General features: G+C 45.4%; 17 protein-coding genes, 1 pseudogene and 1 riboswitch. Of the genes and pseudogenes, 10 read left to right on the forward strand and 8 right to left on the reverse strand.

Annotation, left to right across the window (positions count from 1 at the left end):
* Positions 1-362 (forward strand): annotated as a pseudogene (locus ACQY6Q_RS06630) (CreA family protein); the annotation flags it as partial.
* 81 nt (positions 363-443) lie between these two features.
* Here ACQY6Q_RS06630 and ACQY6Q_RS06635 read toward each other — a convergent pair.
* A complete protein-coding gene (locus ACQY6Q_RS06635) occupies positions 444-1,352 on the reverse strand; it encodes an aminoimidazole riboside kinase (protein WP_427979358.1) in 909 nt (302 codons plus the stop codon).
* 3 nt (positions 1,353-1,355) lie between these two features.
* Entirely contained in the window at positions 1,356-2,768 is a 1,413-nt protein-coding gene (locus ACQY6Q_RS06640; protein ID WP_427979360.1) for a sucrose-6-phosphate hydrolase, read from the reverse strand.
* A 294-nt stretch (positions 2,769-3,062) separates the two neighbouring features.
* Between ACQY6Q_RS06640 and ACQY6Q_RS06645 the strand changes: the two genes are divergently transcribed.
* On the forward strand, positions 3,063-4,136 hold the full coding sequence (locus ACQY6Q_RS06645) for a carbohydrate porin (protein ID WP_427979362.1): 1,074 nt from the start codon (positions 3,063-3,065) through the stop codon (positions 4,134-4,136).
* 85 nt (positions 4,137-4,221) lie between these two features.
* Positions 4,222-5,583 carry a sucrose-specific PTS transporter subunit IIBC gene (locus ACQY6Q_RS06650; protein ID WP_427979364.1) on the forward strand — a complete coding sequence of 454 codons (1,362 nt, stop codon included), beginning with the start codon at positions 4,222-4,224 and terminating at the stop codon, positions 5,581-5,583.
* Positions 5,584-5,840: 257 nt separating this feature from the next.
* Here ACQY6Q_RS06650 and ACQY6Q_RS06655 read toward each other — a convergent pair whose 3' ends face one another.
* Positions 5,841-6,866, reverse strand: coding sequence for a LacI family DNA-binding transcriptional regulator (locus tag ACQY6Q_RS06655; protein ID WP_427979366.1), 1,026 nt, complete (start codon positions 6,864-6,866; stop codon positions 5,841-5,843).
* Between the two features lie 446 nt (positions 6,867-7,312).
* Positions 7,313-8,755: an N-acetylglucosamine-specific PTS transporter subunit IIBC gene (nagE, locus tag ACQY6Q_RS06660; RefSeq protein ID WP_427979368.1), complete on the reverse strand. Its 1,443-nt coding sequence runs from the start codon at positions 8,753-8,755 to the stop codon at positions 7,313-7,315.
* A 285-nt stretch (positions 8,756-9,040) separates the two neighbouring features.
* On the opposite strand from nagE, the gene nagB reads away from it, so the two are divergent.
* From nagB to ACQY6Q_RS06680, 4 genes are all read left to right on the forward strand, one after another.
* Positions 9,041-9,838, forward strand: a complete 798-nt coding sequence (gene nagB / locus ACQY6Q_RS06665; protein WP_427979370.1) for a glucosamine-6-phosphate deaminase — start codon at positions 9,041-9,043, stop codon at positions 9,836-9,838.
* 10 nt (positions 9,839-9,848) lie between these two features.
* Positions 9,849-11,000, forward strand: coding sequence for an N-acetylglucosamine-6-phosphate deacetylase (gene nagA, locus ACQY6Q_RS06670; RefSeq protein WP_427979372.1), 1,152 nt, complete (start codon positions 9,849-9,851; stop codon positions 10,998-11,000).
* Complete coding sequence (locus ACQY6Q_RS06675) at positions 10,997-12,214, forward strand: ROK family protein (RefSeq protein WP_427979375.1); 1,218 nt, start codon at positions 10,997-10,999, stop codon at positions 12,212-12,214. The genes nagA and ACQY6Q_RS06675 overlap by 4 nt, the downstream gene beginning before the upstream one ends.
* Positions 12,215-12,315: 101 nt before the next feature.
* Positions 12,316-13,875 carry an EAL domain-containing protein gene (locus ACQY6Q_RS06680; protein WP_427979378.1) on the forward strand — a complete coding sequence of 520 codons (1,560 nt, stop codon included), beginning with the start codon at positions 12,316-12,318 and terminating at the stop codon, positions 13,873-13,875.
* Positions 13,876-13,917: 42 nt separating this feature from the next.
* Here the strand turns inward: ACQY6Q_RS06680 and ACQY6Q_RS06685 are convergent, their stop codons facing one another.
* From ACQY6Q_RS06685 to ACQY6Q_RS06695, 3 genes are read right to left on the reverse strand one after another with little or no spacing between them, the layout of a single operon-like run.
* Positions 13,918-14,160, reverse strand: a complete 243-nt coding sequence (locus ACQY6Q_RS06685; protein WP_427979380.1) for a FeoC-like transcriptional regulator — start codon at positions 14,158-14,160, stop codon at positions 13,918-13,920.
* Positions 14,141-16,399 carry a Fe(2+) transporter permease subunit FeoB gene (gene feoB / locus ACQY6Q_RS06690; protein ID WP_427979383.1) on the reverse strand — a complete coding sequence of 753 codons (2,259 nt, stop codon included), beginning with the start codon at positions 16,397-16,399 and terminating at the stop codon, positions 14,141-14,143. Before feoB ends, ACQY6Q_RS06685 begins: the two co-directional genes overlap by 20 nt.
* Positions 16,396-16,623 carry a FeoA family protein gene (locus ACQY6Q_RS06695; RefSeq protein ID WP_427979385.1) on the reverse strand — a complete coding sequence of 76 codons (228 nt, stop codon included), beginning with the start codon at positions 16,621-16,623 and terminating at the stop codon, positions 16,396-16,398. The genes feoB and ACQY6Q_RS06695 overlap by 4 nt, the downstream gene beginning before the upstream one ends.
* A gap of 199 nt (positions 16,624-16,822) precedes the next feature.
* On the opposite strand from ACQY6Q_RS06695, the gene yciH reads away from it, so the two are divergent.
* From yciH to ACQY6Q_RS06710, 3 genes are all read left to right on the forward strand, one after another.
* The gene (gene yciH / locus ACQY6Q_RS06700; protein WP_427979387.1) at positions 16,823-17,155 is read left to right on the forward strand and encodes a stress response translation initiation inhibitor YciH; all 333 of its coding nucleotides are present in this window, start codon (positions 16,823-16,825) and stop codon (positions 17,153-17,155) included.
* Between the two features lie 45 nt (positions 17,156-17,200).
* A riboswitch (yybP-ykoY riboswitch) is annotated at positions 17,201-17,368 on the forward strand.
* 16 nt (positions 17,369-17,384) lie between these two features.
* A complete protein-coding gene (locus ACQY6Q_RS06705; RefSeq protein ID WP_427979389.1) occupies positions 17,385-17,939 on the forward strand; it encodes a TMEM165/GDT1 family protein in 555 nt (184 codons plus the stop codon).
* A 63-nt stretch (positions 17,940-18,002) separates the two neighbouring features.
* Complete coding sequence (locus ACQY6Q_RS06710; RefSeq protein ID WP_427979392.1) at positions 18,003-18,362, forward strand: glutaredoxin family protein; 360 nt, start codon at positions 18,003-18,005, stop codon at positions 18,360-18,362.
* Between the two features lie 208 nt (positions 18,363-18,570).
* On the opposite strand, the gene ACQY6Q_RS06715 is transcribed toward ACQY6Q_RS06710, so the two are convergent.
* Positions 18,571-18,765: hypothetical protein (locus ACQY6Q_RS06715; RefSeq protein WP_427979395.1), on the reverse strand; the 195-nt coding region annotated here is incomplete at its 5' end.

The following is an 18,765-nucleotide window of genomic DNA, read 5'->3' on the forward strand; positions in this document are numbered from 1 at the left end:
GTATACTTAATGACCCACTGATCCCTGGCTCTACTTGTCATATTGCCAAGGGGGAAGCGAGTTGAGATTTTGCCGACCCCAGCGATATGTCGATTGCCTGCCGCCAAACTGGTGAAATCACCCCAGCCATGATTGCCCAAATCGACCGCAGTAAATCGGGAGAAGTGGTGTTTAAAAAATCCAAGAGTATTTTGTTTAAATCGTTGAAGATAAGACGAATTTACGATGCTGATTCGCAAACCTTAATGTACCTATCCTACTCCACCAAAGAAACCTCTGGTAGTTACAAACACAGCTTATCGACAGTGCCCTTATGGGGAACTCAGGCTTATTTAGCGCCAGTTAATACACTTCAAAATTAACCATACTGAACGCTATTTGTAGATGATGTCGGGGAAACGGCAACACTGAGCACAAGCGGCTCAGTGTTAGGCTAAGCAGAACTATTGTTTATAGGGGAGCGCCGACATAGCACCTTTTTCACCCACCGCTAAGCCTCCGCTTTGATTACCAAGGGCCAGAGCTTCCAACAATAAGCTTTGCTCTTGCCAATGACGGTACTGACTCAAATGAGCCAAAACTCCACCCACAAAGGCATCGCCGGCACCGGTAGTATCCACAACTTTAGCTACCGGTTTGGCTGCCACGGCTTGAGTTTCCCCAGCAAACACCAATTGGCTGCCTTGCTCGCCTAATGACAAGATCAACGGAATGGTTAACTGGGTTTGCAAATAGTCTCTAGCTTGGGCTAAATCAGCACAGCCACTCAACCAAAGCGCTTCTTCTTCAGAAAACTTAACTACATCGCAGTAAACTAAAAAGGCTTGAATTTGTTCACGCATTTGTTCAGGGCTAGACCACAGCATCGGCCTGAGGTTTAGGTCGAAAAACACCCAGCCACCGGCAGCTCTACAACGTTTAGCCGCTTCAATAGCGGTTTCGCGACAGCGCTCTGCCACTAAAGCAATAGAACTCAGCTGTAGCCATTGTTCTGCTTGAAATTCGGGTAAGTGTTCAGTAGCTAAGAATTGATCGGCGCTAGGTTGAACTAGAAAAGTAAATTCACGTTCGCCAGCGTCATCTAAAGAAACCAATACCGTGGAGGTTCGCTGCTGGGGATCAAAACTTAAACAACTGATATCCACGCCTTCGTCAGCCAGAGTCTGACTCACCATTTTCCCCATTGGGTCATCGCCCACCCGGCCAATAAAGCCGCTGCTAACCCCTAGGCGAGCCAAAGCGACGGCGACATTAGCCGGAGCACCACCTGGACACATTCTCAGCAGGCCATCTTCTTCTGGCAACAGGTCAACCACCGCATCACCTAAATTCCATACTTTTACTGAAGTCATTATTTATTCCTCTATCCAACTATTACGTAGCTGGCTCAGCGTCAGTGCAACCTGACCATCATCAAGAACTAACTGGGCTTGCCCCCAAGCTTGTTGAGGGAAAAGACGGCCCGACAATACCGCCTCACCATCGTTAACAAACAGTTCAAAGCTGGAGCTATCAATAAATAGCTGCAACTTAGTTGGGTTTTCACTACGACTTTGATATACCCGCTTTTTATCGCTATTAGCGCAACCAAGCTCACCCCGTTCAATCACCCATTGTCCTTGGTTTGCACAAATACTCAAGCTGGCGTCACCGCAAGGAAGCAGTAATTGAAAAGCACCACAGGCGGTCAATTCCATTTCCAGTAAACAACTGCGGCTAATACCACTTAAACTATGTTTGCCAGCACCATAACTGTGTTGCTGCTGTCCAGATATTAATTCTCTTATGGCAGCAATGGGTTGTTGTAACAAATAACCATCTTGCCAGCTCAAACTCCGGGGTAAACCGAGCATTTGCGTCCAGTTATGAGCCACCGTTGGATGCTCTGCTTCATCGGGTAGACCAAGCCAGCCTATTAGCACCGTTTCGCCTTGGTGCTGCAGTGTTTGCGGGGCATAAAACTCAAAGCCATAGTCTAGCAACTGAAAATCGTTACTTATGCTCAGCTCTGCTGGTCCGGCATGCATATCAACCGTGAAATACCCACTTAAATTAGTTGAATTGTATTCGGCCGAGTCTGAGTGAATACCTTGTGGGCATGCTAATAGCAGCCACTGGTCGTCTAGCTGCAGAAGATCCGGACATTCCCACATGTAAGCTTGTTGCGGATGGCCAAAATTGATGTCCTTAGTCACATAATGACGTTCACACCAGCGTTGGTCTTGCTGTTGCAATAGACTAATGCCGCCCTGTAGGTCTAATGTTTGCACCCCAAGCACTATCCATGATTGCTCGCCCCAACGGAAAAACTTGGGGTCGCGAACATGGCCAGTATAGTTATCTAGGCCCTCGATAGTTAGCGGCCCTAGCTTTTCAACCTTTCCGCCTGGCTGCAGTAAGGCTTTACATTGATAACTAAGGCGTTGCTCACCATTGCGCACATTACCGGTGTAATACAGCTCAAGGTTCTCTCCATTACTAACCGCGGTTCCTGAATAGCAGCCATCCTTATCGAACCAATCGGTGGGAGCCAAAGCGGCAGCATGACTTTGCCAATGCACTAAGTCTCGACTACTAAAATGACCCCAGTGTTTGTTTTTATGCTCACAACCAAAGGGGTTCCACTGATAAAACAACTGGAAATGCCCCTGATGAAAACTGAAACCATTAGGATCGTTAATCAGCCCAGTGGCGGCAGCTATATGGTAGCAAGGACGCCAAGGATCAGAGGTGAATTTATCAGTAGTCCATTGCCATGATTCACTCATGCACACTCCAACTCATTTTAAAAATACTTCATTAATTAAGTTCATTTTAAGGACCAAGTCTCACAAATCGCAATCGGTTCCAGCACCGTCTTATGCTTTATGTGACGAATGGCACACAAAAATCAACAAAAGACCAACAAATGCACGATTTAGCTCACAGTTGACAAGTTTTACGCTTGAAAGAAGCGTCATGGCAATTATTCTTAGTGCAAATGAACTGGAACCGTTTTCAGTTTAATTTAAGCCAACAAAATAGATGATTCAACTACGGACTATTAATCGAAAGGAATAACCATGAACAAATTTGCTGCTATTACTATAACAACTGTACTCGCCGCAGCTAGCCAAGCACAGGCTGCAGTGACTATTGAAGGCCAACAAGGCAAGTTAACCATCGGTGGCGACGTTGAGTTTAACGTTAACTATGTGGACAAAGAAAAAGGATTGGCTAGCCTTAATAACGATAAATCTTGGGATCAGGATGGGCGCTTTTTAGTTTCGTTCTTAGGTGAACGCCAACAAGGCGACTATATGCTACGCGCTCTAGCCCAACCCACCTATGGCACCGACGGCGGAGTAGGAACCGACGATGTCTGGTTTGAAGTAGCCAAAAATGATAGCTGGACCTTTCGCCTAGGCCGCTATGAGGCTTACGACATGAACCCCTTAGGGCAAGACGTATTTGTCAGCCACTCTGGCGACACCGCCGACGGAAAATACCTTGACGGAGGCGTATATATTTACCGCATGCTTGAAGGCCGAGGCCGCTCTGGTAGCGCGGGTCAAGCCATGTACAAGCAAACATTTGGCCCTGTTTACCTAGAGGTATCAACCCTATTTGGTGATAACAGTGGCTTCTTCGCTAATGACAGCTACCACGGTTCTGAACTGACTAAAAATAATAAAAATGCCTTTGTTGTTCGCCCCGTTGTGGCCTACAAACAAGGCGCATTTAGCATCGCCGCAGCCTTAGAAACTAACCTCGTCAGCAACTCCACAATCGACGCAGAAGGCAACGACATTTCTGATCGTACCGGCTACGGTTTAACTGCCAGCTATAATCAAGATGATTTAGTGGTAAACCTGAACGCAGCCAGAATGGATGCCTTCAAAGAAAGCGACACCACTTTTGGTGCAAACTTCTTATGGCACAAGTTTGGCCTTGGTTATATTTACGGCATTAACGACATCGATGACGCGAGCGCAGACAAAAAAGTGAGTACCTTCTACGGCTCTTATCAATTTGCCAACGTCATTGTACCGGATTTCTCCATCTACCTTGGTGCTTATGTAAGCAAGCTAAGCAATGTAGATGCAAATGAAGATAACAACTTCGGCGGCCGAGTACGCTTTAAGTACTTGTTTTAGTACGAACAAAACTGCAAACGGTTCCACCTGTTAGCCTAGTGCTCTAGGAACCGTTTTTATGGAATATGCAATAGAGGAATTCAACATGTCCGAAAAAGATACAGCCAAGAAGATCCTAGAGCTGATTGGCGGCAAATCCAACATCGCAAGTGCAGCCCATTGTGCAACTCGGCTTCGCTTGGTGCTTAACGATACCGAGCTTGCCGATACCTCAGCAATCAAGGAACTTGAACTGGTTAAGGGAGTATTTACCAACAGTGGTCAATACCAAATCATTATTGGCTCAGGCATCGTCAATCGAGTATTTAGTGCCTTAGCCGAGCTAGCGGGTATTACTGAGGCGTCCACCGCAGAAGTGGCAGAACAAGGTGCTAAACAAAACCCTTTTCAGGCTTTGGCACGTACCCTATCCAATGTATTTGTACCGATTATTCCAGCGATTGTGGCCAGCGGCTTGTGTATGGGGCTACTGGGCTTCCTACGCACCAATGAGCTGATTGCTACCGACAGTATTTGGTATTTAATTTTAGATATGGTGTCCAGTTCAGCTTTCATCATTTTACCGATCTTGATTGGTTTTGTGGGTGCGAAAATATTTGGTGGAACACCTATTTTGGGCGCGACCTTAGGGGGAGTATTAACCCACCCGGCTTTGACTAATGCATGGACCGTTGCCAGCGGCTTTCAATCAACCGAATTATTTGGCATGGAAGTGGGCTTAGTTGGTTACCAAGGTACTGTATTCCCTATGCTGATCGCGACTTGGTTTATGTGTAAAGTCGAGAAACAAGTTCGCAAATGGGTACCAAACTCCCTAGATGTGATTTTAAGTCCCTTTATCATCCTAGTGGTAACAGGCTTTATTTCCTTGGTGGCGATTGGTCCTGCTGGCCGCATGCTGGGTGACGGTATATCTACACTACTCCTTTATCTATATGAAAATGTTGGAGTATTGGCTGGCTTATTATTTGGCGGCACTTACTCAGCGATAGTCATCACCGGTATTCACCATAGCTTCCATGCGATTGAAGCGGGTTTATTGGGTGACCCTAATATTGGGGTGAATTTCTTGCTACCTATTTGGTCAATGGCCAACGTGGCGCAAGGGGCAGCCTGTTTAGCCGTTGGTTTGAAATTTAAGAATGTAAAAACCAAGGCTCTGGCCATGCCTTCTGGCATATCCGCTTTATTCGGTATTACCGAAGCCGCCATTTTTGGTATTAACTTACGTTACGTAAAACCATTTTTTGCTGGCTTAGCCGGTGGTGCGGTAGGTGGTGCTTATGTGGTATTTGCTAAAGTAGGCATGACCGCAGTAGGTTTAACCGGTATCCCTGGGATTGCCATCGTCCAAAATAATTCGGTAATTCATTACCTTATTGGTTTCGCGCTAGCTTTCGCAGTGGCTTTTGTTGGGGCTTTTATCACTACCTCAGAAAAAGATTAAGTATCGTTAAATGGCGGTTAAACCGCCATAAGCAATGCTACACATCCCCTTTAAGTCTCATCGCTGAGCAACATTCGTTCTCCAAAGTCTATTTTCCTGACTTTGGAGAATTTGCTAATACAAACTGAGAAGTTAAGCGTACTAACACTGGCAATTAAGCAGCATAAGCGGCGTTAAAAACTAGCGCTCAGGGCTAGAAATACAGCTAATAAACGTTACTACATCAGAGCGTTATAAGTGAAACCACGCTGCCAACATTACCCTTTTGGTTGCTGTTCCGCAGCAAGTCCAGCTAAGGCATAGGACTCTCTCTCAGCAAAGCGCCCCTGATAAGAGAACGCTAACGCTTCCGATGGTTTGTCTCGAAGTTGTTTAATTAGCACCGAGGCAGCCTCTTTACCCATGTTTACATAGTCATAATGTACCGAGGCTAATGGTGGCTCTAGTACGGTACACAGTTCGTCGTCGCCCACCCCAATAACCGCCACATCTTTACCCGCGGTAAGACCGCATTCTCTTAACGCTTTTATGCTGCCCGCAGCTAGGCGGTCTGTCACCGCAAACACACCATCAGGGCGATAACCGGTATTTAGGGCCAACTTGGCCTGCTGATAGCCAGACTCTAGACTAAAATCACAGTTGGTTTGATAGTGACATTCAATATTTGCCAGATCGACAGCATCAACAAAGCCTCGTAAGCGCTGTCGGCCTACCGCCACATCGCTTTGCGGAACGCCAATAAACATTAATTTCCTACAATTAAGTTGCGTTAGCTTAGTGCCAGCGAGAAAGCCACTACGATAATCATCAAAAAATACGCTAGTAAGGCCGTGTAGCGAAAGATCTTGTCCCACAATCACCACCGGTGCGGCAGATTGTTTAAGGGTTTCAATTAGCTCTTGGTTATATTCAGCCATTAACACAATAATACCGTCGACCCCTTTTGAATTAAGCGTCTTAATATTACTGTTGGTTTTCTCTACCTGCATACCAGCATTCATCAACAAGGTTTGCATATTTTCTGTTTCAATAACTTCACTAAAACCTTGCACCATGGCCGCCACCGACTTCGAGGTAAGCAAAGGCACGATAATGCCAATGGTGTCGGAGTTGCGAGCTTTTAAGTTCTTCGCAGCAATATTAGCAGTGAAGTTACTTTCATCAATCAGCGCTTGCACTTTGGCTCTAACGGTAGCGTTAACGCCAGGACGTTTGTTCAATACGCGAGATACCGTAGATTTAGAGACTCCGGCCATTTCCGCAATATTTGCTATGGTTTTCAACTAATTGATTCCTTGTTACTGAGTCATTGAGCGGAGCCAACGAGCGACGTTCTTCAATCACCTTCTGAGAACAGATTGCCCCGCTTAAAATCATTAATTGTCAGTAATATGTATCGCCAAAACAGGCGTTTACTATTGTTTTTATTGGTTTTTCATAGGCTTCAAGCTTCACTTGATTGTAATCGAATTTGTTTTGTTCTGATACGAATTGGTTTAAAAAATCTCAGCAAGCGCTAGATTCAATAGAGGGAAGCGTTATGCCGTATTCCGTTGCCAGCGCTTAATATGCCCAGCTTAATCCAAGCATTCAACAAGCCAAATAAAGCTAACAACAGGCACATTGTTTTTTAGCGGAGCAGCGCCTTTTACCGCGGACGAACAACAAAAAAGGCCCTCAAACTGAGGGCCAAATTAGTACTAACAAACAGCAGCTCTCTACGCCACTTTTATTTTGCCGCTAACAATTTCAACTCGTTAGCCACAAACTCAACATGCGGACCAATCACAACTTGTACCGCGGTTTTACTAGGAACAATAACCCCTGGAACATGCTTTTTCAGTTCAGCAACATTTACTTGAGCACTGTCTTTCACTTCTAAGCGAAGACGGGTCGCACAGTTGTCTACCAACACTAAGTTGCTGTTGCCACCTAGCATTTGCAATACCAAGCCAGCGGTATCGCTATGTGAACCACCTACACTCAAGGTAACTTCGTCTTCAGTGGCATCTTCGCGGCCCGGTGTTTTAAGGTTCATTTTTACAATCATGGTTTTAAACACGAAGTAGTAAATGGCGAAGAACACGAGACCTTGTGGAATCAACATGTACCAGTTAGTGGCTAATGGGTTGCGTGAAGATAGCACCATATCCACCAAACCAGCACTGAAACCAAAGCCCGCCATCCAATGCATTGAAGAGGCAATGAATACTGAAACACCGGTTAGCAGGGCGTGTACAACATAAAGCACTGGCGCAACAAACATAAAGGCAAATTCTAGCGGCTCGGTCACACCAGTGAAGAACGATGCGGTAGCAGCAGCAATCATAATTGAAGCCACTTTAGATTTGTTTTCTGCTTTAGCGGTGTGGTAAATCGCTAAGGCAGCACCTGGTAAGCCAAACATCATAATGGGGAAGAAACCAGCCATGTAACGGCCTGTTTCGCCCGGTACTGCGTCAGCAGCCACACTTAAGAACTTGCCTAAATCGTTAATGCCGGCCATATCAAACCAAAATACAGCGTTTAAGGCATGGTGTAGGCCAACAGGGATTAACAGACGGTTAAAGGTAGCGTAAATACCTGCGCCAATAGAACCCATACCTGTGATGCTTTCACCAAAGCTCACCAAGCCACCGAAGATAAGCGGCCATAGATACATCATGACAAAGGCCACTACAATACCGACTACCGAAGTCAAAATAGGTACTAAACGTTTACCACTAAAGAATGATAAGGCTTTGTGTAATTCAACTTGGTAAAAGCGATTGTACAATTCAGCCGCCATAATACCGCTGATAATACCTACAAATTGGTTATTGATTTTGGAGAACGCTAAAGTGCTTGATTCATTAAGCGCCACCAAGCCAATTTGCTCAACTGCCCCCGGTGATAACAAAGTGGTGATCACCATATAACCAATGAAACCAGCAAGGGCTGCCGCACCGTCTTTATCACGCGACATACCGTAGGCCACACCAATCGCAAACAGTACTGACATATTGTCGATGATGGCAGCACCAGACTTAATTAAAAATGCGGCTAAAGCATTGTTGCCACCCCAGCCATTGGGGTCAATCCAGTAACCAATTCCCATCAGGATTGCTGCTGCGGGAAGCACCGCAACTGGCACCATCAGGGCTCGACCAATCTTTTGTAAGTAACTAAACATAATTATCCCTCTTTAACTGGCTATCCATTAACCAAGTTCAACCTATCAGTAAATACCGTCAACTTAAGCTTGGTAACACATGTCACCGACACACGTTTACTATCACCAAGAACTTAATTCGCAGTGTAAATAATAAAAATTTATTCGCAAATAAAGGTCTTCATTTTTGTGACGCGGCCAACTTATCACCTTTTAAAATGGGCTTCAAATCACATTTTATTCAAAACTTATTTTTCGCAGAGAATTAAATTGCTAAACTACACTGAAATCGACAGGAGAAAAGTCATGAGATTAATACCATTAACTGATAAATCCCAAGTAGGACGCTGGTCAGCTCTTTATATCGCGCAGAGAATTAAGTCCTTCAAGCCTAGCGAAGATCGCCCTTTTGTATTGGGTTGCCCTACTGGAGGCACCCCGCTAGCTACTTACCAACACTTAATTGAGCTACACCAACAAGGCCAACTCAGTTTTGAACACGTAGTGACCTTTAATATGGATGAGTATGTGGGCATTGCGAAGGACCACCCTGAAAGCTACCACAGCTTCATGCACAACAACTTTTTCTCGCATATCGATATCAAGCCTGAGAATATCAACTTGTTAGATGGCAACGCGCCAGATCTAGAAGCCGAATGTGCCCGTTACGAAGCCAAAATTAAGCAATACGGCAAGATTAATTTGTTCATGGGTGGCGTAGGTGTTGATGGACACATTGCATTTAATGAACCGGCCTCTTCTCTTGCATCGAGAACGCGAGTAAAAACCCTAACTGAAGATACCCGCATGGTGAATGCGCGTTTCTTTAACAATATTGAAGAAGTGCCTAAATTGGCCCTAACCGTAGGTGTGGGCACACTGCTAGATGCCGAAGAAATTATGATTTTGGTGACCGGGCACAACAAAGCTCAGGCTCTTGAAGCGGCCGTAGAAGGCAGTGTTAATCATCTTTGGACAGTATCTGCCTTGCAGCTTCACCCCAAAGCGATGATCGTATGTGATGAACCATCCACCATGGAACTTAAGGTGAAAACGGTACGTTACTTCCACGAATTAGAAGCCGAAAATATTAAAAACATTTAGGATCAATACAATGATGTACGCCCTAAGCAATGCAGTAGTTTTTGATGGGAAAGAGCTGTTAACAGGCTACTCTGTCATCGTCGACAAACAACACATTATCTCGGTAATAGCCGATACGCTGGTATCGCCACAAATTGACGTCATTGACCTTAATGGTGCCACCTTGTGCCCTGGTTTTATTGACTTACAACTAAATGGTTGTGGCGGAGTCATGCTTAATGGTGACTTTACCACTGCCAACCTAGAGCTAATGCACCAAACTAACTTAGCAAGCGGTACCACTCATTTCATGCCTACCCTCATCACCACCAATGATGAAGAAATGGAACAAGCCGTAGCGATTTCTAGGGCTCACCAACAACAGTCAGCGTCGGGTAACTTGGGCTTACATCTCGAAGGCCCCTATTTAAGCGTGGAGAAAAAAGGCATTCATAGCGAGCAACTGATCCGCCGTTTAAACAAACAGCGCTTACAGTTCTTACTCGATAATAGCGATGCCATTAGCAAGGTGACTTTAGCTCCAGAAAATGTCGAGCTTGCCACCATTAGCGCCCTTAAAGAAGCCGGTATATTAGTATCCTTAGGCCATACCAACGCCAGCTACCAGCAAGCTACGGCAGCAATTAACGCGGGTGCTGGCTTTGCCACTCACTTATTTAATGCCATGAGCCCAATGACCGGCCGAGAACCCGGTGTAGTGGGCGCCATTTTCGATAACAATCTTTATGCAGGGATCATCGTAGATGGCCACCACGTCGCAGCCCCTAACGTGCGGCTAGCCCAACGACTATTACAACAAAAACTCTGCTTAGTGACCGATGCTACCGCAGCAGCAGGCGCAGACATCGACAGCTTTGATTTTGTAGGGCGTAAAATTAGCGTACAGGATGGGATTTGCGTCGGTGATGATGGTACACTTGGCGGCTCGGCTTTAACCATGATAGAAGCAGTAAAAAACTGCGTACAATCAGTAGGTTTCTCACTACGAGATAGCCTGAGAATGGCCTCTTTGTACCCCGCAACAGCGATCTCTATGGAACAACAGTTAGGCAGTATTAAATCTGGCCATCGGGCTAACCTCACCGCCTTTGATAAGGACTTCAATGTGATACTTAGCATTAGCGATGGTCACTTAACTCAATTTGAAACGACGCTAGCATGAACGACAAACTAATTGTCAACGTAGACAAAGTAAAACAAGTAAATACCGCCGCAGTGTACGGGATGATAGACCAACAAGGGCCTATCTCCCGGGTCAAAATCGCCGAACAAAGCCAACTGGCTCCTGCCAGCGTGACTAAAATTACTCGGCAACTGCTGGCCACCGGTCTAATCAAAGAAGTGGCTCAACAAGCTTCCACTGGGGGGCGCAGAGCGATTTCTTTGATGACCGAACAAGCTAACTATTACTTTGTATCGGTACGCTTAGGCCGCGGTGAAATGGATATATCACTGTTCGACTTAAGCGGTATATCGCATGCGCATTGTTGTAAAACGATTACTGAAACCGAACAACAAGCGCTAGTTGATGATTTACTCACGCAAATTGACCAGTTTATTCAGCAACAGGTAGACAGCAGCGCCAAACTGATTGCCGTGGCACTAACCTTATCCGGTTTGGTTAATCCCGGTGAAGGCATTGTGGTATATACACCACATTACCAACTGCGTGACTGCCCGCTGGCGCAATATATTGAGCAGCGCTTCGGCCTGCCCGCTTATATTGGTAACGATACCCGCGCCAAAGCCTTGGCCGAGCATTATTTTGGCGCCACTAAAGACTGTCTCGACTCAATACTCATTACCGTGCATAACGGCACCAGTGCCGGGATTATAGTCAATGGCCGAGTATTCATGAGCCAGCATCGCGATGTGGGTGAAATTGGCCACATCCAAGTCGATCCTTTAGGTGAAAAGTGTCAATGCGGAAATGTGGGCTGCTTAGAGACAATTGTGTCAAATAGTGCCATCGTCCAGCGCATCGAAAAACTGATAAACCAAGGCCGCCCCTGTTTATTAAGCGCGCCCTTTGACATAAACGACGTTTGCCAAGCGGCTAATCAAGGCGATACCCTCTGTAAACAGGTATTACAACAAGTTGCGACGGTATTGGGTAACAGTATTGCCATCTGCATTAATCTGTTTCACCCGCAAAAAATTGTATTAGGCGGGGAAATTATGAACGCTGAAGCGGTATTGCTGCCCACTATTCAGCAATGTGTAGAGCACCAAGCACTGAGCTCCTTTAGTCAAGACCTACCCATTACTGTGGCACATTTTCAAAATAGCCCGACTATTGGAGGCCTTGCCTTAGTTAAACGCGCCTTACTCGATGGCAGCTTGTTACTGCGTCTAATCAATGAGCATGCAAAATAGCCAACAACACGCCTAAAGCGACTCAATAAGGATGCATGAACGGCCTATAAAAACGGACTTAAGCTTGACCCAATAAAGCATTCAAATAAAAGGATTTGTCAATGCAGCACCTCTCTCGCAAAGGCTTAGTTGTACTCTGTGGACTCGTTAGTTGCAGTTTATTAGCCGTCTTGTTTGTGCTTGGTTTATCAACCGAAGTCAGTCGAGGTCAGCAACGTTTTGCCAATAGCCTTATCACTCTTAGCGAGCAGGTGATAACCGAATCGGCTATCACTCTAGATAATCTAGCGGCCTTAAACCTAGAACGCTGCGATGCTCAGGCTCTGCTGAAAATGCGCCAACAGGTCTTTCTCAGTAAAAATATTAAGGATGTTGGTTTTTTCCAAGATGGAAAATTAGTTTGCACCACAACCGGTGGGGTATTACCGCAACCGCTCCCCCTGTCCGCTCCCGACTTTGTTACCACACTTGGGGTTAAAGTATGGCTAGCTGAAGATTTGATCATCTTTGACCATCGACAAAAAGGTACGATTCTGAAAAAGGGCAACTACAATGTGGTGATCCCCAACAATACCTTTGAGCGACTAAAATATGGAGAAAACCATTGGGAACTCATAACCCATAACCAAGGGCAAATTATTCATTTAGCTGGCACTCCTGGAATTTTTCGAGCCCCTTCTTCGGCGCAAGCCAGCATCACCACTCAGCAGAGCCATTACTTTCACAACTGTAATAGCCAGTTTAAAATTTGTATTGCGCTTAGCGTCGATAACCATCAGTTGATAAAAAACCGGCCTATTTTTACCTTCATTGCCATTTTATGTTGTTTTATCTTTGGTTTTTTTGCGGCCACCAGCTGCCACCATTTAATCAATAAAAGCAAAACCATTAGTGCGCGTATTCGCCGAGGACTCAAAAAAGGCTATTTCCAGTGTCATATTCAACCGATTGTAAATTTAAGCACTGGCAAAATCATTGGTGGCGAAGTGTTAGCCCGCTTTAACGACCCATACGGTGAGCTCTTTCCCGAACAGTTTATTCCTCAGATCCGCGAACTAAACTTAAGCTGGCCATTTACCTTAATGATGGTGAACAAAAGCCTAGGAGAGTTAAGCGCATATCAACGCGACGACCTTAGCCAATTAAAAATAAGCCTTAATATTTTTCCTTGTGACATCGAAAATAATAAAGTGGCAGAGTTAGCCACATTAACTTCGGTTAAAGCCTTTGCTGGTAAGATAACTATAGAGATTACAGAAGATTCTGAACTGGACAGCCAAGTAGCCCAGCATAACCTTAAACGACTTAGCAAACAGAACATCGACATAGCGATAGATGATTTTGGTACTGGCTATTCAAACCTAAAACAGCTCAACACACTTCACTGCCAATATCTAAAAATAGATAAAAGCTTTATCTTCGACTTAGAGTCGGGTTCCATTCGCTCGTCTTTAGTACCGCATATGGTAGAAATCGCCCATCAATCCAAACTAAAAGTAGTCGCCGAAGGGATAGAAAATGAAACCCAGCGGCAGCTCTTAAACTCGCTCAAGGTCGAGTTTGGCCAAGGCTGGCTATTTGGCAAACCCACTGCCATTAAGCACTTTATGAGCTTATATCAGACAAACCAAGAAAGGGCTGAACAAGAGTTAGCGAGCTAAACAAGGGCAATGGTTCTGCCCTTGCTCGCGAAAGTTTAACACTCAGCAAGTCACCCCAATAGTATGCTCATTTTGCCAAAATAACTGCCATTGCTCTTCACTCACACCGCAACCGCAGCCTCCTGAACATGAGCCTAGTTTAACAATCCGTAAACGGTGGCGTTTAACCCAAGGTTGTAGCATGGCTAAGGTGGCATCATCGTCCATTGAAAAATGCCGCGCGACTTGGTTTAGTGTCGTTCCAGGGTTTGCCTCAATATACTGCTTAAGCGCGTGTAATATCATAGTGCTCTGCCTTTTTTCTCTTGAGAAGTAGCACCCAAGTACACATCATCATCGCAATCACCAGCAACAGTATACTCGCCGATACAGGCGCTTGCTGCCAAGTCGCCAATTGGTAATAAACTGTAGCAAAAATGTAAGCCAGCAGTGTAGACCAAACTGCAATTAATCTGGCCCAGCGCATCCCCAGTTCTTTAACCAAGGCTCCCATCGCCGCAGCGCATGGCATGTATAGCAAAATAAATAACATGAAAGACACGGCAGACTCAGGTGTAAAATGTAAGGTCAATTGCGACATCGTACTCACATCCACATTGTTCGCTTCCGCAGCCGTCGCTAAATCACTGGTTTTTTCGATTTCAATCCCAAATGGATCGCTGTAATTCAGATCATGGAAGTTATCGATAATGGTTTGACCCGCTTCCTGAAAACGTCCCAAATAGGTCCACTGCTCTTCGTCTTCACCCACTTGCGCATACAAGCTGTTCAGAGTGCCAATCACCGCTTCTTTGGCAAACAAGCCGGTTACAATGCCCACGGTGGCTGGCCAGTTATCCTTTTCTATGCCCATTGGAGCAAACACCGGCGTAACCACTTGGCTGGCGCGGCTAAGCAAAGAATGCTGCTGACCTTGCGCATCTAGCTCGCCGCCAGTGCCGATATGATTGAGCACACTTAAAATGGCTACCACTAATACAATGGTTTTACCCGCGCCCACAATAAAGCCGCGCACTTTCTGCCAAGTTAGCAGCATTACCCCAAATGCGCTTGGTAGTTGATAGTCGGGTAACTCCAGCACTGAATCCTGAGCGTTGCCGGGCAGCAAGGTGTATTTGAGCAGTAAGCCCGTAACCACGGCGGCAACAATACCAATGAGATACAAAGCAAACACCATGTTTTGCCCTTGCTCGGGGAAAAAGGCCGCTACAAACAAGGCATAAACGGGCAAGCGAGCGCCGCAAGACATAAATGGGCTCATCGCCGAGGTTAATACCCGTTCCCGGTGTTTTTCCAGCACCCGAGTCGCCATTACCGCTGGTACCGTGCAACCAAAGCCCATTAGCATCGGCACAAAGGCTTTGCCGGGTAGGCCTATCACTTGCATCGCGCGGTCCACCACAAAAGCGGCTCGCGCTAAATAACCTGAGCTTTCTAACAGTGCTAAAAACAAGTACAAGCAGGCAATCACAGGAATAAAAGTAGCAACGGTTTGAATGCCCACCCCCACTCCGCCAGACAATACCAGGCTTAGCCACTCTGGTGCGCCAATACCAACCAATAACTCTTGGACCCCATCAACAAATATCGTACCCGCCACAATATCGAAGAAATCGATAAACACCGCACCGCCATTAATCGCGAACATAAACATTACATACATCACCCCCAAAAACGCGGGGATGCCTAACCAGCGATTAAGCAAAACTTTGTCTAATATGGCGGAGTAATCTCGACGCAACTGCCCTTTCTTCCCGACACACTGCTGGGTTAAAGAATAGATAAAGTTATAACGGCTGGCAGCGAGTTCCAAATCTATATCGGTAGTAGCAAACTGCTGCGCTGCTTGGTCAAAGTCTGCTAAGAGCTCGGGCGACAGTTGTTGACTCAAACACGGGTCGCTTTCTAAGAGGCGTAGCACCTGCCCCTTGTTCATATTCAGCTTCGGCTGCCACTGCTCAGCAAAGGCTTCTATTTCTGCAGAATAGTTCAGGTTTAGCGTAGCGCTTTGCTGCGCCTGTTTCACAATTTCCGGCAATTTTTGTTTAAAATCATTCACCTGAGCCTTGGATGTGGCCGCTAAACAAACTAGCGGCACATGGAAACGTTCACTAAATTGCTTCACTTTAATCTTCAGCAACTTAGCCTTGGCGGTATCCATCTTGTTGAGCACTAATACCACTGGTAAACCCAGTTCTTTAAGCTGAATGCTTAAATACAAACTCCGCTCCAGAGAAGCGGCATCAACCACGTTTATCACTAAATCTAAAGGCTCAGTTTGTAGAAAATCACAAGCAATGCGCTCATCAAGGGCGCTAGTGTCGAGTTGCGGGTCGATGTTGTAAACACCGGGTAAGTCAATCAGCTCGGCTTTCCAATCACCCACCTGTAAATGGCCAGACTTTTTATCAACCGTAATACCACTAAAGTTACCGACTTTTTGTCTACTGCCTGTTAGCGCGTTAAACAAGGTACTCTTCCCGCTATTGGGGTTACCCACGGTGGCTATCATATATTGACTCATAGCGACTGCACCTCTATTGATTTAGCTTGATTAGAACTTAAAGCCAAACTGATCCCCGGAGCCGATATTTGAATAGGGTCTCCAAGTGGCGCCCGCCGGACAATAGTTAGCGTAGTATTGGGCAAAATGCCTAAAGACATTAACTTTTTACGATTCGCTCTAGAAAGGTTTTGTAGGCTCAATACCAACGCCTGTTGACCTGCAACTATTTCATCTAAAGACATAAAGCCTCCGCGCCATAACTTAAATAATAATGATTTTCATTTGACTCATTGTGCGGCACTCGTCACTGTTTAGTCTTGATCTGTATCAAGGACTCACCACTGTTTGATATTTAAACAAACATTTTTTTAAGCGCTTTACTTTGAAAGCAGTCGCCGAAATACGCTACCATTTGGCGACTTATCACCGAGGTAACTGACAATGTCATTGAAAGACCAATTATCGCAGCTGGTATATTCCACCGACCAAGGTCGTATCGAGCCAGAGCAACAGCAAGAAATCATTCCTGAAAGTGATGGCTTTATTAAAATCCGCCGTGAAACCAAAGGACGTAAAGGTAAAGGCGTGACCTGTTTAAGCGGCTTTGGGCTGACTGAGTCGGAACTAAAAGCGCTATCTAAAGAAATGAAAAAACTCTGCGGTGTAGGCGGCAGCGTTAAAGACTATGTAATTGAAATTCAGGGAGACCAGCGCGATAAACTAGAAAGCTGGTTGAAGCAAAAATCCTATAAAACCAAGCGTATTGGCGGCTAAAGCCTTTGCTATTTCGCCCTTATTTGGTTATATTCGCCCCGCGTTTTGGGGAGTAGCCGCCAATATCCTTTCAGATAGCGGGCATTCATCAACATACTTGGTGCCAAATCACCATGGTGAATGCAGCCTTAAATTAGGCCTGGCAAGACCAAATGCACATTAACGCCAATACGAGGTGGGCGGCGTTGTGTGCATTGGTTATTGGCCCACCTCATAACGTGAGATCCTCATGGAAGCTTTATTTACTTCAATCACCGCCGTAGCCATTGCTGAAATTGGTGATAAAACTCAACTGCTAGCCTTATTGCTTGCCTGTAAATTTAGAAAACCAGTACCCATTATTCTTGGCATTATTATCGCCACCCTACTTAACCACGCCGCCGCTGCTTGGTTTGGCTCTTTAGTTCAACAATGGCTAAGCCCAGAAGTACTCCGTTGGTTATTAGGTTTGTCTTTTATCGCTATGGCCATTTGGGTATTAATCCCCGATAAAATCGATGAAGAAGATAGCAAGATGCTCAAGTACGGACCCTTCCTCGCTTCTTTGGTCTTATTCTTTATCGCTGAGATAGGTGATAAAACCCAAGTTGCTACCGTTATACTGGCTGCCAAATATGATTCTCTAATCATGGTAATTACCGGCACCACTATTGGTATGTGTCTGGCCAATGTTCCGGTGGTATTGCTAGGCAAGCTAGGGGTGGAAAAACTCCCCATGACCTTAATTCATCGCTTAACCGCAGTACTGTTCTTTGCCTTAGGCCTATCCACTATCTTGTTCTAAGTTTGTTGGTCAGCAGTTAATATATGGTAAACTTCGGCAGATTTTATTGTTAAGGATGTATGAATGAAATTGGTTCGTTGGCTATTAGGCCGCATTATCTTGTTTTTTAATGCGATATTCGCCCCTAAGAAACCTAGATTGTCGATAGCAGAACAGCAAGAAATTAACCGTAAAACACAAGGCTTACAGCTCTATCAACTTGCGGCTTGTCCTTTTTGTGTAAAGGTTCGCCGCGCTATGCGTCGTAATAGCATTAGTATTGAACTGCGAGATATTAAAGCGCAACCAGAGTATTTAGACGAGCTAGTGAGTCAAGGTGGTTCAAGAAAAGTACCCTGCCTACGCATTGAGCAGGCTGACAAAGTAGAGTGGCTCTACGAGTCAAGTGACATTATTAACTATCTCGAAGCCCGAATTGCTTAAATAAAAAAGCTCCGCTAGCGGCGGGCTATTAAGTCAAACTGTGGCTGCACTTACGTAGTTTAGTGTAGCCATATTCTTATCTTACTGATTCTATTGTATTTTTCGCTTTAATCGGCAGAGGGTTAACGTACGATGAATACAATAAAATCAATGAGTTAATGGGGGTTAAAGCTCGAGCACACCTATCGTGGGTTGGTGTCAAAAGAACTCAGCGCATGTAGTGCGAATAAATGAACATACGATCTGGATTTTCTGGGTCTGGATATCCATAACGCCCATCGGCTAGCTCCACTATCTCGCTAACCTTGGCCCTTTCAAAATGTTTCTTTGCGTCAGCATTGAACTTTCGCATCTCTTTCCATTTAATTTCGCCAGTGTCGGGGTTAATGCTCTCGCTCTCTTT

This window comes from Agarivorans sp., from assembly GCF_050295395.1.
Classification (GTDB): Bacteria; Pseudomonadota; Gammaproteobacteria; order Enterobacterales; family Celerinatantimonadaceae; genus Agarivorans.

What these genes read in the sequence shown, in the direction of transcription:
- nagE (WP_427979368.1), bottom strand. Translation starts at nt 8,755, where the DNA reads ATGTTTAGTTACTTACAAAAGATTGGTCGAGCCCTGATGGTGCCAGTT.
- nagA (WP_427979372.1), top strand. Translation starts at nt 9,849, where the DNA reads ATGATGTACGCCCTAAGCAATGCAGTAGTTTTTGATGGGAAAGAGCTG.
- ACQY6Q_RS06680 (WP_427979378.1), top strand. Translation starts at nt 12,316, where the DNA reads ATGCAGCACCTCTCTCGCAAAGGCTTAGTTGTACTCTGTGGACTCGTT.
- yciH (WP_427979387.1), top strand. Translation starts at nt 16,823, where the DNA reads ATGTCATTGAAAGACCAATTATCGCAGCTGGTATATTCCACCGACCAA.
- ACQY6Q_RS06645 (WP_427979362.1), top strand. Translation starts at nt 3,063, where the DNA reads ATGAACAAATTTGCTGCTATTACTATAACAACTGTACTCGCCGCAGCT.
- ACQY6Q_RS06635 (WP_427979358.1), bottom strand. Translation starts at nt 1,352, where the DNA reads ATGACTTCAGTAAAAGTATGGAATTTAGGTGATGCGGTGGTTGACCTG.
- ACQY6Q_RS06675 (WP_427979375.1), top strand. Translation starts at nt 10,997, where the DNA reads ATGAACGACAAACTAATTGTCAACGTAGACAAAGTAAAACAAGTAAAT.
- ACQY6Q_RS06695 (WP_427979385.1), bottom strand. Translation starts at nt 16,623, where the DNA reads ATGTCTTTAGATGAAATAGTTGCAGGTCAACAGGCGTTGGTATTGAGC.
- ACQY6Q_RS06710 (WP_427979392.1), top strand. Translation starts at nt 18,003, where the DNA reads ATGAAATTGGTTCGTTGGCTATTAGGCCGCATTATCTTGTTTTTTAAT.
- ACQY6Q_RS06685 (WP_427979380.1), bottom strand. Translation starts at nt 14,160, where the DNA reads ATGATATTACACGCGCTTAAGCAGTATATTGAGGCAAACCCTGGAACG.
- feoB (WP_427979383.1), bottom strand. Translation starts at nt 16,399, where the DNA reads ATGAGTCAATATATGATAGCCACCGTGGGTAACCCCAATAGCGGGAAG.
- ACQY6Q_RS06650 (WP_427979364.1), top strand. Translation starts at nt 4,222, where the DNA reads ATGTCCGAAAAAGATACAGCCAAGAAGATCCTAGAGCTGATTGGCGGC.
- nagB (WP_427979370.1), top strand. Translation starts at nt 9,041, where the DNA reads ATGAGATTAATACCATTAACTGATAAATCCCAAGTAGGACGCTGGTCA.
- ACQY6Q_RS06640 (WP_427979360.1), bottom strand. Translation starts at nt 2,768, where the DNA reads ATGAGTGAATCATGGCAATGGACTACTGATAAATTCACCTCTGATCCT.
- ACQY6Q_RS06705 (WP_427979389.1), top strand. Translation starts at nt 17,385, where the DNA reads ATGGAAGCTTTATTTACTTCAATCACCGCCGTAGCCATTGCTGAAATT.